General features: G+C 46.5%; 2 protein-coding genes. Both read right to left on the reverse strand.

Features of this window, described 5'->3' with window-relative positions:
- Window positions 1–24: 24 nt before the first annotated feature.
- Window positions 25–10,878: a non-ribosomal peptide synthetase gene (locus BMZ78_RS13645; RefSeq protein ID WP_093230996.1), complete on the reverse strand. Its 10,854-nt coding sequence runs from the start codon at window positions 10,876–10,878 to the stop codon at window positions 25–27.
- Window positions 10,879–10,987: 109 nt separating this feature from the next.
- Window positions 10,988–18,061, reverse strand: coding sequence for a non-ribosomal peptide synthetase (locus tag BMZ78_RS13650; RefSeq protein WP_093230997.1), 7,074 nt, complete (start codon window positions 18,059–18,061; stop codon window positions 10,988–10,990).
- Window positions 18,062–18,241: the final 180 nt, after the last annotated feature.

Consider the following 18,241-nt stretch of genomic DNA (forward strand, 5'->3'; position numbering starts at 1 on the left):
TTTCCTTCTCCCATCCTCGATGTCTTACCGTTTGAGAGCAAATGTCGAACGCAAATTCGCTTTAATCTGTTTAACCAGCTCAGCCACTGTTGGATTTTCAAACAGATAGCGAATGGGCAAATTGGCTCGCAGCACTTCATTGATCCGTGTCATTACCTGTGTTGCCATCAGCGAATGTCCGCCCAGTTCAAAGAAATTGTCGTGAAGTCCAACCCGTTCGACCTGTAACACTTCAGCCCAAATGTTTGCCACTTGCTTTTCCATGGGTGTTCGTGGTGATACAAATGCAGTGGTTACAGCCATCTGCTCTGGTTCAGGCAATGCTTTTCGATCGATTTTGCCATGGGGCGTCAGCGGGAATTGCTCCAATACCACAAAGACCGTGGGAATCATGTATTTCGGTAACTTTTGCTCCAAAAACTGTAGCCACTCATCCTTGTGATTCTTCCCATCCGTTGTCACCACGTACGCAACCAATTGCTTGCGCTCCGGATTCGCTTCATGGACGACCACCAAAGATTCGGCAATGGTTGGATGATCGCTCAATACCGCTTCGATTTCGCCCAATTCGATTCGATAGCCACGAATTTTTACTTGCTGATCGATTCGATCAAGAAACTCCAGCTGACCATCTGGCAAAAATCGAACCAGGTCCCCTGTTTTATATAACCGCGCATCAGGGTCATCAGAGAATGGATGCGGTATAAAGAACTCCTTCGTTAACTCTGGTGCGTGAAGATACCCTCGGGCAAGTACTTCTCCGCCAATGTACAACTCTCCAGGCACCCCAATGGGTACAGGCATGAGCTGTTCATCCAACACGTATACCTCCACATTGGCAATCGGACAGCCAATCGGTGGCAAAGCGGAAATCGCCTTTTCACGAGATAAATGAGCTACCGTAACCAACACGGTACATTCAGTTGGACCATACAGATTGACGACCTCCACCGGGAAGCTGTCTGGAGGATAGGAACGTAACCGCTCACCACCTGTAAACAAGAGGCGTAAACTCGTCTCTTGGGGCCACTCCACGGTAAACAAATGTTCCAAGACAGCTGTTGGCACACAACTGATCGTAATCTCCTTTTTCAACAGCCAATCTCTTAAGCCAATCGGTGACAAACGCTCCTCTTCGGATGGTAAATACAAACTCGCTCCGGCAAACAATGCTGACCAAATCTCCCACACAGATGGGTCAAAGGCAACCCCCATCAACTGCGCAACACGATCAGCAGGCGTTAATTGGAATGTTTGCTGATACCACTGCAGCAGGTTGAGTAGCGAACGGTGACAAATCTCTACCCCTTTGGGTGTCCCGGTCGAACCTGACGTATAGATGACATAAGCCAAATGATCAGCTGTCACGTCTGAAACAGGCGTTTCGTCGGGTGCATCATCCCAAAGGTGTTCATCCGCATCCAGGCATACCACTTCCACACCCAGCCGGATTACATCTGGCTTCAAATCTTCTTTCGTCAATACCATGGCCATCCGGGCATGATTGATAATGAAAGCCAATCGATCTTCCGGATAGGCGGGATCCATGGGTACATAAGCGCCACCTGCTTTTAGAATGGCTAACTGTGCGATCACCATCTCAATAGACCGGTCCATAAATACCCCCACCAGCACTTCTGGTCCAACTCCACATTGCTGCAAATAGTGGGCCAATTGGTTGGCACGTCGCTGCAGTTCAGCATAACAAAGTACTTCCTGCTCTGTAACGACGGCCGGAGCAGTTGGTTGCTGGCCAGCGTGGAAGGATACCCAATCCTGTATCAAACGATCTGTCTGAATTGCTGCTTTCGGTCCGTGCCGTTGTGCCAGCTGCTCCTCTTCTTCCTCTGTCAATGGAGAAATGGAGAGCAAAGGTTGATCAGGTGCTGCAATCATTTGAGTCAGTAGTGCTTGCAAATGCTTCGTCATTTGCTCAATCATTGACACATCAAAACGCTGGCGATCATACATCCATTTGACAAGCAACTGCTCCCCTGGTGCCACGACCAAAGCCAGCGGATAATTCACCTGTTCACTGCCATCAATCCGGGTCATAGAAAGTCCATGCTCGCTTTCTTCCAAAAGCTGCCCAACCGGATAATTTTCAAATACATAAATGTAATCAAATAGCGAAACACCTCGTGGCAGTTCACTCCAACTCTGTACATCGAGCAAGGGACTATACTCAAACTGGCGAATCTCCAACTGGTCCTGTTGCAATTGCTTTAACCATTCCAATACAGAGCCATCTGTCGGAACGTGAACACGCATTGGCAAGGTATTGATAAACAGTCCAACCATCCATTCCACGCCTGGCAAATCAGCGGGACGGCCAGATCCCGTCAATCCATATACCAAATCGCGTTCACCACTGTAGCAACTCAACAATAACGCCCATGCACCTTGAATCAACGTATTCATCGTAATCTGGTTCTTTCTTGCAAAAGTTTCCAGTGCTGCGGTCAGTTCTTTCGACAAAAGGGTGATTCTCTGCTCTGGCATTGTCTTTCCTGGTTCTCTTGGCAAACGTTCTACACGTAAGGAGATCGGTTCGGTATACCCTTGCAATTTTTTACGCCAAAACCGTTCAGCTTGCAGCGGATCCTGTTTTTGCAACCAGGCGATATAATCCCGATACGGTCGAACCCACTCCAATGTAACTTCACTGCCCTCAGTGAGCCCCTGATAAATACGGAACAAATCCTTTAATACCAGCGGCATACTCCAACCATCCAAAATAACATGGTGATAACTCCAGATCAGTTGGTAGGTATCGCTGCCCAGTTTAAACAATGTCCAGCGCATCAGGGGCGGCTGATGCAATTCAAAGCCTTGTTTTCGATCAGCCGTTACATATTCCTGAATCTTTATTTCTTGTGCTTCTCCTGTCAAAGGAGAAAGATCCACCAAACGGATGGAAACGGGCACTTTTTGATAAATCAACTGATGTGGAACCTTCAGTCCTTTCCAAATGACCGCCGCCCGTAGAATCTCATATCGGGCAACCACATGGCGCCAAGCTTCCGTAAACTTCTCCAGATCCAAATCACCCTTTAATGTCAAGTGCATCTGAACGAGATAGTCCCCAGCTTCTTGACCGACCAGCGTATGGAACATCAACCCTTGCTGGAGTGGGGCCAGTGGATAGACATCCTCAATCCAACGGTTCTCACCAATATGCGTATCCATCTCCTCTTGTGACAATTGGGCAAGTGGGAAATCCGACGGTGTATACCCTCCAGCCTCGTCAGAGCAACAATGGGCGATAATCGCCTTGAGTGATTCGATAAAATTCTGTGCCAACTTTTCAATCGTTTCCCGGCGATGCATGGCCTCGCTGTACCAGAATATCATCTGTAATTGTTCTCCAGAGACCACCCCAACTATATCGAGCAAATGGGGGCGAATCGATTCACCATCCATATGCGGCCCCCGATATTCCGGGGCCTCACCCTGGAACAAGCCGCTCCGGGAGATCGTTCCATCCAACTGACCCAGATAATTGAAACTTGCTTCTACGGGTGGCATGGCCATGAGTTGTGAACGGATTTCCCCATCGGGTGCAAGATAGCGTAACAAACCATATCCCAAGCCACGGCGAGGCACTTGGCGAACTTGTTCTTTTACAGCTTTCAGCTTATCGCCGACTGTCGAACACCCTGTCAAATCCAATCGGGCAGGATACATACTGGTCAGCCAGCCGATCGTTCGGGATAAGTCAACTCCCTCCCGGATCTCTTCCCGGCCATGCCCTTCGAGATGAACCCAATGCGACGTCTGTTCTGTCCACTCATGCATCGCTTGCGCCAGGGCGGTGAGCAACACTTCGTTTACATGCGTCCGGTATGCACGTGGAACTTCTTGAAGCAAAGCCCGTGTCTCTTCTTGATTCAATGAACAGGAAACGTTCTTGACGGACGCCTCCGTATTTTTACCTTGCCGATCATCCACTGGCAGAGACACATCATCCATCACTTCTTGCGACCACCATGTTTCCCATTCCTGGCGACAGGCTTTTGATTGGGCCTCTTCTTGAAGCACTTGAACCCACTGTCGAAGGGAAGTGGTTTTCATTGGTAACTTTACAGGCTGGTTTTGCTTTAGTTGGCTATATACCGTCTCCAAATCTTCGAGCAAGATCCGCCATGAAACGCCATCCATGACAAGATGATGCACAACCATGAAAAGTCGACCAGGTTTATCCACTCCGAGGTCAAAGTAAATGACCCGCATGATGGGCCCTTGCGTGATGTTCAGGCTTTTTTGCGCTTGTGCGGACATCTCCTCTATTTTTTTCTTTTGAACTTCAACAGGCTGATTGGACAAATCAACGTATTGGAAAGGAATTTCATCATTTGCTTTTCTGTAAACCTGTTTCCATCTGCCATCCTGTTTCATGAAACGCAGTCTGAGTGCATCATGATGAGTAATTAAAATGTGCAAGGTCTTCACAAGCAGTTCAGGATCAAGCCGAATCTTAGTTTGTAACAGAATGGACTGATTCCAATGATGGCGATTATGAACCTCTTGCTCAAAGAACCAATGCTGAATGGGAGTCAGTGGCACCTCACCGCTCAATACCTCTTGTTCAGCCTGGACTTGCGAAGATTTCCCCACCACTGCGGCAAGCTCGGCAATGGTCTGATGTTCAAAACATTGCTTTGGCGTAATGCGTAATCCTTGCTGATTTGCTTTGGAGACAATTTGGATACTCAAGATCGAGTCCCCGCCCAGGGCAAAGAAATTATCATGGATCCCCACACGTTCCAGGCCTAATACCTGTTGCCAAATGGATGCCAGCTTCCTTTCAGTTTCATTGCGTGGAGACACATATTTTCCTTGTCCCACCATTTGAGCACCGGATGGCATCGGTAACGCCTTGCGATCAATTTTTCCATTCGCCGTCAGCGGAAGTGCGGGCATTACCACAAAAGCGACAGGTACCATATATTCTGGTAAACGCTGTTTCAGGAAAGAACGACAGTCGCTAATGGTAAATGATTCTCCCTCTTTTACCACGACATAGGCAACCAGCCGTTTTTCTCCAGGAATATCTTCCCGTGCAATGACCACTGCCTCTTTGATACACTTATATTCACTTAAAACCGCTTCAATCTCACCCAATTCAATCCGAAAACCGCGAATTTTCACTTGTTGATCCATTCGTCCCAAAAATTCGAGTTGCCCATCAGGCAAAAGTCGTACCAGATCCCCTGTTTTATACAGGCGGGCCCCAGGATCAACACTGAACAGATGCGGAATAAACCTCTCGGCTGTTAGCTCCGGTCGCCGATAATATCCACGAGCCAAACCGACACCACTGATATAAAGCTCCCCAGGAATTCCAATCGGCACTCGTCTTAAATGGGAGTCCAGAACATACACTTCCGTATTGGCAATCGGTCGGCCAATCGTAGGCAGATGTGCCTTATCCCTTCCTTTGGGAACGATGGCTGCCGTTGTCACGACAGTATTTTCTGTTGGCCCATAATGGTTTATCACCTCTGCCGGAAAATCACTGGGTGGATAATAACGCAATTGATCTCCACCCGTCAGCAGTTTGCGCAAGGCGATCGATTCAGGCCATTTCAGCAACAACAACTTTTCCAATAGTGGAGTCGGAACAAAGCTGACGGTAATCCGATGTTCAATCATCCAGTCACGCAGTGCCTCTGGTGACAAACGCACTTCATCATCCGGAATATAAAGCGAAGCTCCAGAAACCAGTGGCGGCCAGATTTCCCACACAGATGCATCAAAAGCTACCCCTGCAAGTAAAGTGCTTCGGTCAGAAGGTGTCAGCTCATACTCTCGTTGATGCCAATACACCAGATTGAGCAGCGAGCGATGGCTAATCATTACTCCTTTTGGCTTCCCGGTTGAACCCGAAGTATAAATCATATAGGCCAAGTCATCCACTGACACATGGACAGCGGGATCTTCCAAACATTCCTGGCTTATTTCATTCCAGATGGTATCGATGCATATGCGTTGACATGTCATTGGCAATTTGGCATGGATCTCCGTTTGCGTTAAAACCACTCGCACTTGCGCATCCCTGACCATGTAAGCCAAACGCTCTGGTGGATAGGTGGGATCCATCGGTACATAAGTACCACCTGCTTTCATGATGGCCAGCAAACCGATGATCAATTGGGGTGAGCGTTCCATACAAATCCCTACCAAATCCCCTGCACGAATTCCCTGTTTCTGCAGATAATGTGCTAGCTGATTGGCATGCTGATTTAACTCCCCATACGTCAGACAAGTTCCTTTACTGACCACAGCTGTCGCTGTCTTATTTTGCTCCGCATATTGAGCGATCAGCCCATGCACACAGTCATCCAGCGGATACGATACCTGTGTTTGATTCCAACGCTGAAGCCATTGCCGCTCAGTCTCCGTCAACAAGGGAAGCTCCGTAATTGAACAATCAGGATCAGTCAAAATCCCCTTTAACAGGATCATGAAATGATCTGCCATACGTTTGATGGTTTCCGCTTCAAACAGGTCCTTGTTGTATTCCAAATCCACTACCAAACCTGTTTCCGATTCCGCTATATTACAGGTCAAATCAAATTTGGCTACATGATGTGGCACTTCCTGCCAGGCAAGATCAAGCCCCTTTACCTCAGGCAACTCCAATGACACATTTTGCAAGGCAAACATCACTTGGAAAAGCGGCGTATAGCTGAGATCACGTTCTGTTTGCAATTCGTCCACCAGTTTCTCAAACGGCACGTCTTGATGGGCATAGGCTCCCAAAGCCACTTCCCGTACACGAGCCAGCAACTCACAGAAGCTGGGATTTCCGGACAAGTCAGTCCGAAACACCAATGTATTCACAAAGAAACCGACCAATCTCTCAAGTTCTTTCACTTGACGGTTCGCTACAGGACTTCCAACGGCAATGTCTTCCTGACCACTATAACGACCTAAAAGGATCTGAAACGCGGCCAATAAGGTCATAAACAGCGTAACGCCCTCTTTTTGACTTAATTCTCTTAACCCCTCAACCAGTTCGGCTGGCAACGAAAAACGATAAACATCTCCCTCAAAGGTTTGCTCGGATGGTCGTGGCCGATCCGTTGGCAGTTGCAGGACAGGTACACCCGCCAACTGTTCTCTCCAATATTGCAATTGTTTTTCCAACTTCTCTCCCTGTAACCATGTTCGTTGCCAAAGAGCGAAGTCTGTATATTGGATCGGAAGTGCTGGCAAGCCAGATGTTCGACCTTCAAGCAAATCAGCATAAAGGGAAAACAACTCTTCCAGCAATACCCTCAATGACCAGCCATCCGAGATAATATGATGCATATTGACATACAGTAGCCATTCGGTGTCCTTTACCTGGAATAACTTCACTCGAAACAACGGTCCGTTTGCCAAGTCAAATGGCTGTGTAGCATCCAGTTCCATGAGCTGCATCGCTTCCCGTTCTGGCTGAAGGGTCACACGCAAATCAAGTAACTCCCACCAGCCCTCTACATTCCCTTCGACTTGTTGCACGGCTTGCCCATCCAGGTCATGAATCGTTGTACGTAATGATTCCTGCCGTCTCATCAACTCTTCCCAACTCTGATGAAGAGCCGAAACATCCAGTTCCCCTGACAGTCTGAGTGCAAATGGAATATGATACACATCACTCTTTGACATGAGCTGTTCCAAAAACCAAAGTCTCTGCTGTGCGTACGACAGGGGAATCCGTGAATCTTTTTGCTCCATTTTCGTAATCGAAGGAAAGGACAGTGCATGATCACCATGAAGCTCTTTTTCGATATGTTCTGCAAGCTGGGCGATCGTCGTTTTTTCAAATATCATACGGAGAGGTAACTGGATCGCAAAAGCCTCATTTAAACGAGCAATTACTTGCGTTGCCAATAGGGACTGACCACCTATTGCAAAGAAAGATTGATTCATTCCCACTTTTTCCTTATGCAATACTTCACACCAGATTCCGTGAATAATTTCTTCAACAGGTGTACGAGGCCCTCGATCTGTAATACCATCAACAGCACAGTCTGGTGCTGGCAGTGCTTGGCGATCGATCTTGCCATTTGGAGTCAGTGGTAAAGCATCCATACGGATAAACAACGCTGGTACCATGTAATCGGGCAGCATTCTTTTCAGATATGCTTTCCATTCTTCTGCCAGATCCTGAAGTGCATCTGTAACCACATAAGCGATCAAAACTTTTTCCCCGATCTCTTCTTCATGCACGATCACAACGGTATCTTTTACAGCAGGATGTTGGAGCAAAGCCGTTTCGATTTCACCCAACTCAATACGATAACCACGTATTTTTACCTGTTGATCGATTCGTCCCAAAAACTCCAGATTTCCATCAGGAAGAAACCGGACCAAATCGCCTGTACGATACAAACGCTCTCCCTTTCGGAATGGATGAGGAAGAAATTTCTCCTCTGTCAGTTCAGGGCGTCCATGATACCCCCGGGACAAGCCATCCCCACCCACATATAGCTCTCCAGGAATGCCTACAGGTACAGGCTCTAAATGCTCATCGAGTACATAAACTTCTGTATTTGCAATTGGGCGGCCAATCGGTGGCATACTCGTGTCTCCACGCCCTTTGGGAACCGGAAACGCTGTCGTTACCACTGTATTTTCGGTTGGCCCATAGTGATTGACTACTTCAACCGGAAAGTCTTCTGGCAGATAGTGACGTAACTGGTCCCCACCAGTCAACAGCTTGCGCAGCGGCACCTGCTGTGGCCATTTCAAAAACAGCAAACTCTGCAGAAGTGGTGTTGGCAGAAAGCTGACGGTGATTTCCTTTTCCAATAACCAACCTTGCAATCTCGTTGGAGACAAACGCGTCTCCTCATCAGGAATATACAAACTTCCGCCAGTTACCAAGGTCGGCCAAATCTCCCATACAGATGCATCAAAAGCAGGACCAGCAATCAAAGTGGTTCGATCGTTCTCCGATAATTGATACTCCCGAGAGTGCCAGAACACCAAATTGAGTAGCGAACGGTGAGAAATTTGCACTCCTTTGGGTCTTCCTGTCGAGCCGGAAGTATAAATGACATAAGCCAAACCATCGACAGATGTCTGGCAGGTCGGGGGTTCTTTTCTTTCGTGGGCAATCCTTTCCCAATCTTCATCCAGACATATGATTTCCCATGGACCTCCCGCCAACTTCTCTTGAACCGATCCTTTCGTCAGCACCACTGACACCCCGGAGTCTTCCAGCATATAAGCCAGCCGCTCTCTAGGATAGGCAGGATCCATCGGCACATAAGCTGCCCCTGCTTTTAAAATGCCTAACACTCCAACAATCAGCTCTGATGAACGTTCAGCACAAATCCCTACCAAATCACCTTTACGGATCCCCTGCTTCACCAAGAAGTGAGCCAATTGATTCGCCTGGCTGTTCAACTCCTGATAAGTCAGCACTCCCTGCTTGCTGACAACCGCTTCTTTTTGCGGAATATACTCTGCTTGTAACTCTACCCAATCAAAAACGCATCGATCTTGCGGATAAGCCTTTTGAGTTTGGTTCCACTCTACCAGCAATTGCTCTCTTTCGGTTGGTGTCAGAAGAGAAATTTGACTCAATGATTGCGAGACATCTTCGATCATGTGCTCCAACACATGCACCAGTTGATGAGCCATACGCTCAACCGTTGACCGTTCATATCGTCTGGCATCCCATAACCATTTAAAACACAGTTTTTTCCCAGGAAATACGACTAGATTCAGTGAATAGTTGGTGCGCTCAATGGAACGGAGATCTGTCAGTTCAAGGTCTCCCGCTGTCAAAGCCTCCATCGGATAATTTTCAAAAGCTAGCAAGGCATCGAATAGGGAAGCACCTTGAGGCAAATCACTCCAACTTTGGATATCCGCAAGCGAACTGTATTCAAATTGCCGCATTTCCACTTGTTGCTTCTGGATGATCTGCAACCATTCATGAATCGGCATATGCGGTGAAATACGGATACGAGCAGGGAGCGTGTTCATAAACATCCCGACCATTGTCTCAAAACCAACCAATTCGGTGGGCCGACCTGACACAGCTGTTCCAAATACCACATCTTCCCGCCCGCTGTATCGGCTTAACAGATATGCCCATGCTCCTTGAATGAACGTGTTGACCGTTAGTTGATATTTTCGGGCCATCCATTTTATACGTGAATATTCCTCTTCAGATAAATATATTTCCATCTCTTCAAAGAATAAGGATGATTCTGAATCAGATCGCGACTTTTCTACTCGTAATGAAACAGGTTCAATGAACCCCTGTAACTTCTCACGCCAAAAGGCTTCCGCTTTTCTCCCATCTTGCTCTTGGATCCAGGCAATATAATCGCCAAATGGACGTGGCTCATGCAGGGCCAAAGCACAGTCTTGCTGATTGGATTCATAAAACTTCAATACTTCTTTGAGTACAATGGGCAAACTCCAACCATCCAAAATCAGATGATGAAAGCTCCAAAGTACACGATAGCTTTGCTCATCTTGCCGTACCAGAGCAAGTCGCATCAATGGTGGTTCAGACAAATCAAATCCTCTTTGGCGATCCCATGTAAGTAACTGTTTCCATCGTTCATCCTGTTCATCACGATCTACTTCTCGCCAGTCTTCATAAACAAATGGAACTTCGACCTCCTGATAAATCACTTGCAACGGTTGCTTTACGTCCTCCCAAACAAAGGAGGTACGAAGCATCTGATGACGGTTCATCACCTGTTGCCATGCCCATCGATATGTTTCAACATTGATCGATCCATGGAGCATAAAGGTGACCTGGGTTAAATACAGCTTCAAATCCGTTTCATAAAGTGAATGAAATAAGATTCCTTGCTGTACAGGGGTCAGTTCATATAAATCTTGAATTTCCTCCGTTAGCAAGACTGATCTCCCTTTCTTCCGATGTAATCTATTTCCAATATTATCCTATTTATTTCTCCATGGAAATAGTCCCCTGCCCAAACAGGGGAGATCTATTCCATTTTTTACCTTATCTTTTCTTTTTGGTTAATTTGGCTAAGACCTTGTTGAGCTCCGTTTTACTCAATTTTGCTTTGGAGAAGTCTGATGGTGTAAAACGGGCCGTTGTCTGATCATGCAGCATCGCTCTTAGCCATTTCAAATAATGTTGCGCCAAACGCTCGATGGTCTCTGGCTGATGATAGGCTTCATCATAAATCCACATCACCCGTAAACATCCTTCTGTGACCATTGCCGCTATGTCAATCAGATGTGGACGGACACTCGCCTGTTTTTCGCTTGGACCATTGAATTGAACCCATTTGCTAAAGCATGGTGACTCCATCAACAACTGATCAAACTGCCCCAGATAGTTAAAGCTGACTTCTGCTTGTGGAATCTGCTTCATCTGACGAACTGTTTCCTCTTCCGCCAAATAGCGCAAGATTCCATATCCAAAGCCATTATGTGGAACCTGCCGCAATTGCTCCTTGACTTCAGCAAGTGATTCACTTAAGGTTTTGGCTTGTTTTAACTGTAAAAAAACAGGATAAATACTGGTAAACCAACCAACGGTTCTGGTGATATCCACTCCTTCGATCACATTCTCACGACCATGCCCTTCCAAATGAACGAGCAGGGAACGGCGTTTGGTCCACTCAGCAAATGTTTCAACCAGTGCTGTTAGCAAGATTTCAGGCAACTTGGCTCGAAATCGATTGGGAGCCTCTTTCAGTAACAGGTTCGTCTCTTCCATGTTCAATGATCGGACCAACTGATTGACTTTTTTCTCCCGTGCCGATGCTCGGGCATCATCTACCGGAATCCTGTAGACCGCATCGGTAAGTTGGTGAACCCAAAAAGAATGTTCAGCCAGCAATGACTTTGAGCGAGCATATTGTTGCAAACGAAAAGCCCATTCTTTATACGAAGTCGTTTTTCGGGGCAAAATGACTTCTTGGCCTGTACGCAATTGCTCATAAACGGTTTGGATATCTTCCAGGATAATGCGCCACGATACCCCGTCCACTGCCAAGTGATGAATCACCATCACCAAATAGCATGTTTCTCCAAAGTCAACCCATACCGTCTGCAACAATGGACCACGCTCGATGTTCAAGCGACTTTCGGCATGATCCAGCTCTTTTTGTAACCATCTCTCTCTCTCCGATGCAGGCACATCTGCCTTATTGATTTTCTGAAACAGATTCATTCGTTCTTCAGCTGCATTCCATTGGTGCCACAAGTTTTCCTGCTCTTTAAAACGGAGCCTCAAGGCATCATGATGTTCGACCACTTGTTGGATGGCCTGTTCCAGAAGAGAAGCATCGATCCCTGGGCGAAGTTTTAACACGACGGACTGATTCCAGTTATGTCGATTGGGGATTTCCAGTTCAAAAAACCAATGCTGGATCGGTGTCAGTGGCAACTCACCGGTTACGATTCCTTGCTCGGCTTCGATGGAAGAGGTGTCTCCTGCAACTTTTGCCAGCTGAAAAATCGTCGGGTACTCAAAAAAGTGTTTGGGTGTCAAATACAATCCTTGCTTGCTGGCTTCGGCAATGACTTGTAATGTCAATATTGAATCGCCACCCAATTCGAAAAAACTGTCATAAATACCAACTTGCTTCATCCCTAACACTTTGCACCAAATTTCTGCCAAAGCTTGCTCGAGCTCTGTTTGTGGAGCCTGGAACCTGCTGCTTAATTCCAAGTGTTGTTGTTCAGGGCGCGGCAGCTGCTTTCGATCAATTTTTCCATTGGGTGTCAAAGGCATCGCATCCAACACAACAAAGGCAGACGGGATCATATAATCAGGCAGTTTCTGCTTCAGATAGCTTCGCCATTTTTCCATATTTGCTTGTTGCTGCTCTTTCAGTACGAGGTAAGCCACCAATCTTTTCTCACCGGGAACATCCTCTCTTGCCACAACGACGACTTCGCTCACATACGGGTGTTGCCGCAGACGGGCTTCGATTTCCCCCAGTTCGATTCGAAATCCGCGAACCTTGACTTGATAATCGGTACGCCCCAAAAATTCCAGCTGACCATCTGTTCGATAGCGTACCAAATCCCCCGTCTTGTACAAACGGGCTTCTGAATGGTCACGAAAAGGATGAGGAATAAAACGTTCCTGAGTCAGTTCGGGTTTGTTCAAATACCCTCGTGACAACCCAAATCCGCCCAGATACAGTTCTCCTGGAACCCCTATCGGCACCCGTTCCAAATGAGCATCCAATACATAAGCCTCTGTATTTGCAATCGGGCATCCAATGGACGGGCTTCTGGGGTCGTCTTTTTCAATGAGTGCAAATGTCGAATACGTTGTATCCTCAGATGGGCCATATAAATTATATACTTTCTCCACTGTTCCCAATTGATACAATTGTCGAACCAATGTTTGTGGCAGTGGCTCTCCTGCCAGATTGACCACTTTTACGGATGACGGAAATCCACCTATCTTCAGCAGTTCTTTCGCCGCTGAAGGAACAGTGTTGACCAAGGTCACTTGATGACGAGCAGCCAAATAAGGCAACTCCAGGGCATTGTCTGCCAAAATAACCATTCCACCACAACCGAGCGGCACAAAAATCTCAAATACTGACAAATCAAAACAGACGGATGTAGCGGCCAAAACGCCTTTTAGCTCATCAGGCAAAAATACATGGTACGCCCACTGGATAAGGGTAACTGTGCTCCGATGCTCGATCATAACCCCCTTTGGGTTTCCTGTTGAACCCGAAGTATAGATCACATAAGCCAGATGTTCAGGTTGAACTTCGCTTTCTGTATTCTTGATCGATTTTTCCCTGATCAGCTGCTGATCCCGATCCAAACAAACCACCATCGCTGAAGTATCAGGCAACTCAGAAAGCAACTTCTCCTGCGTAAGAAGTACTTTTACCCGAGAGTCTTCCAACATGTAAGCAATTCGTTCTTTCGGATAGGCAGGATCGAGTGGCACATACGCCCCTCCTGCTTTTAAAATCCCCAGTAACCCGACAATCAAGTCTGTGGATCGCTCCATACAAATACCTACGAGTACTTCAGGACCGACTTCCATACTTCTCAGATAGTGGGCCAACTGGTTCGCTCGCTCATTTAACTCCCGATATGTCAAAGACTCTGTATCCGTGAGAAGTGCCACTTGATTCGGTGTTTGTTGAGCCTGTTGTTCAAATAACTGATGGATACAAACCGGCCTGATGTCCAAAGCCGTTTCATTCCACTGATCCAGTTGACGCCGTTCTTGCTCGCTTAACAACGGCAGCTTGCTGATTACCTGCGTCGGTGTTGAGACAATTCCCCACAGTAACGTAACAAAGTTATCAGCCATCCGCCTGATCGTACTTTCATCAAATAGATCTGTATTATATTCAAAAGCAGCGAGAAGCTGATCCCTTTTCTGATACATCATCAAGGTTAAATCAAATTTCGAAGTTTTGTGCTCCATCCCAATGGTTTCCACTTGGAGACCGGGCACTGTTTCCAATACTTCCGGTAAATCCTGCAAACCAAACATCACTTGAAACAGGGGAGAATAGCTCAAACTTCGCTCAGGTTGCAGTTCATGCACCACTTGTTCAAACGGAATATCCTGGTTGGCATAGGCTTCTACAGCCACATTTCGGACACGGTGCAAAAACTCGCGAAAACTTGGATTCCCCGATAAATCGGTACGGAAGACCAGTGAATTGACAAAGAATCCCACCACATTTTCTACTTCTGGATGATTTCGGCCTGCTACCGGACTACCCACAGCAATGTCCGACTGACCCGTATAACGGCTGAGCAACACCTTGAATGCGGCAAGTAATGTCATAAACAGGGTCGTTCCTTCTTGCCGGCTCAATTTCCGCAAGGCAGTCACTAACTCATCGGGAATGATTTGTTGATACGTTGTCCCTTTAAATGTTTGCTCAGACAAGCGTGGACGATCTGTAGGCAGTTCCAACACGGGAACGTTTTTCAATTTTTGTTTCCAATAGACCAATTGCTGCTTCATCGCATCTTTCTGTAACCAAACTTTTTGCCATTCCGAATAATCCGCATATCGTACGGGAATCTCAGATAGATCAAGTGTTGTACGACCTTCGATATACGCTGCATAGAACTGGAACAACTCACGTACCAAAATCTCCATCGACCAACCGTCTGAAATGATATGATGCATATGCAACAATAACAACCATTCTCCATCTGCAACACGCAATAAGTGAACCCGCAGTAACGGACCCCGCTGCAAATCAAAGGGTTCTGCCGCTTCCCGATGCACGAAACTCATGGCTTCTTTCTCAGGATCTGTCGTTTGCCGTAAATCTTTGACAGTCCAGCTGATCTTTATTTCATCAGTGAGTATCTGGACAGCCTGACCGTCGATTTCCGTAAACCTCGTACGCAAAGCCTCATGCCGCTGTACCAGTTGCTCCATACTCCATTTCAACGCATCACAATGTAAAGTCCCTTTGAGTCGCAAGAGAAATGGGATATGATAAGCTGCCAATTGTGGGTTCAAGCGGTGCAAAAACCATAAGCGTTGTTGCGCATAAGACATCGGGATCATTTTTTTGGAGGAATCCGTCCGTTCCAGTCGCAAGAGCCTGTGATGATGTTCTGTCTGGCTTCGATCAATCCATTCCACCAATTCCCTGACCGTCGTTTTCTCAAAAAGTATACTCACTGACAAGTCCAAACCAAACATTTGATTGATCCGGGAAACAATTTGCCCCGCCAACAGCGAATGACCACCTAATGCGAAAAAATCATCATTAAGCCCTACTTTTTCAAGCTTCAGCACCTTGCCCCAAATCTCAGCCACCTGTTTTTCTGTTTCTGTTTGTGGAGTCAAGTATGCTTCTGTATCCATTTCAGGAACAGGTAAAGCATGCCGGTCGATCTTTCCATTTGGCGTTAACGGAAACGAATCCAAAACCACATACACTGTCGGAACCATGTATTCAGGCAATTTCCCCTTTAAATAAGAGCGCCAATCGTCCAATTTTTCTCCACTAATGACCAGATAGGCAACCAGCCGTTTCTCGCCACTTTCATCCTCATGTGCCATGACCAATGATTCCCGTACTTTTGGATGCTGGTTCAGAACTGCTTCAATTTCTCCCAATTCAATCCGGTATCCTCGAATCTTGACTTGATGATCCAGCCTGCCTAAAAACTCCAGATTCCCATCTTCCAGGTAACGGACCAGATCCCCTGTCCGGTAGAGCTTTGCTCCCGGATCAGAATGAAAGGGGTGGGGGATAAACCTTTGCTTGGTTAATACTTCACGCTGGAAATACCCTTGCGCCAGCCCTGCTCCACCCACATACAGCTCGCCTGGTACGCCAATGGGAACCGGTTGTAAATAAGCATCCAAAACGTAAACTTCCGTATTCGCAATCGGCCGACCAATAGCCGGAACGGTCTTTCGTCTTATTCCTTTAGGCACTTCAAACATGGTGGTAACCACTGTATTTTCGGTAGGACCATAATGATTCACCACATCAATCGGGAAATCATGGGGTGGATAAAAGCGCAACTGGTCTCCACCTGTCAAAAGCTTCCGCAACGTCACTTGCTTCGGCCAATCCAACCACAACACACTTTCCAATAATGGTGTTGGCAAGAAGCTTATGGTAATCTGATTCTCAATCAGCCATTCTTTTAGAGCAAGAGGAGACATCCGCACTTCCTCATCTGGAATGTATAAAGAGGCACCTGCTGTCAACGCTGGCCAAATCTCCCAGACAGAAGCATCAAAGGCTGTACCTGCCAATAAAGTCATACGGTCTTCTGAAGTCACTTGATAAGTCCGCAAATGCCAAAAGATCAGATTCAAGATGGAGCGGTGACTGATCATGACCCCCTTTGGCTGCCCAGTGGAACCAGATGTATAAATCATATAAGCCAGATCATCCAACGTGTCATTTGCCTGGATGGACCCTTCACTTTCTCTGGCAATCTCCTCCTCATCCAGATCCAGACAAATCAGCCGTTTTGATCCACCTTCCAACTTATCTATCAGATGAGATTTTGTGATAATGAGCGACACACAGGAATCCTGTAACATATAGGCGATGCGCTCTTTCGGGTACGTTGGATCGATCGGTACATATGCGCCGCCCGCTTTTAAAATCCCGAGTAAACCAACAACCAAATCACACGACCGTTCCAAACAAATGGCCACAAAATCACCTGAACGGACTCCCCGTTTCTGTAAATAATGGGCAAGCTGATTTGCATTCCGATTCAATTCACCATAGGTAAGCTGACCGTTCTGACTTACTACAGCCAATCGATTAGAGATCTTTTCAGCTTGTTGCTCAATCCATTGATATACATACCGATCTTGTGGATATGACTTCTCTGTTTGGTTCCAACTGCGAATTAACTGTTCTTCTTCACTCGTTAAGATGGAATATGTACGAATCGTTCCCTCTGGACGCATCACACTTTCTTCCAACAAACGAAGAAAATGTTGTGCCATTCGCTGAATCTTGTCTTGATTAAAAAGTTTGGAGTCATATGTAAAACGGGCGATCCATTGATTCTCATGCTGCAAGATACCCAATTTCAGTTCAAACGACGGACTGCCCCCATGGTCATCCTTCTGATCAGTTAACCATGCAAACTGTACAGCGAAAAGGGACAGACCTTTCTCTGTTTCCAATCCAAGCTCTTTGACGATCGACTTAAAGGAACCCGTCACATGCTGAAGCGACTTGTCTACCTTTTGACGAACCTGCTTGATCCAGTCATAAAATCTGGGATTTTCAATTCCTTTCATCCGAAACAAAACAGGATAAGCTCCTCCGTCCAATGCGCCACCTACCACCATATCCTTTTGACCACTATAACGAAGAAGCAAAATTTTAAATAGAGAAAAAACCGTGACCGAAAAAGGGACACCCATCTCCCTGCTGAACCCCTCTAATTTTCCCATCCATCTCTGCGGGAGTTCTACCTCTATCTTAGCCTGTTCAAACGGTTCATTGAGTGAACGCGGATAATCGGTTGGCAATTGTAATGCGGATGCCCCGCGTAATACATGTCTCCAATATGACAGTTCTTCTACAGGAACCGACAGCAACGGATTATGCAAGTTCATTTATGTACCCTCCGAAGAATATAATCTCATCAATATATGATTTATTTTGTTCAGGTATATTTTTATTCCTAATCCATCGATTGTGACCATAATTTGTAATCGAACAAGGAAGAAAATTTTTGACTAGGCAGTTATTTTATAATTATATATTTTTACTGTATTATTTTTATACAAAATAGA

The sequence above is a fragment of the Thermoflavimicrobium dichotomicum genome, from assembly GCF_900114055.1.
In the GTDB taxonomy this organism is placed as follows: domain Bacteria; phylum Bacillota; class Bacilli; order Thermoactinomycetales; family Thermoactinomycetaceae; genus Thermoflavimicrobium; species Thermoflavimicrobium dichotomicum.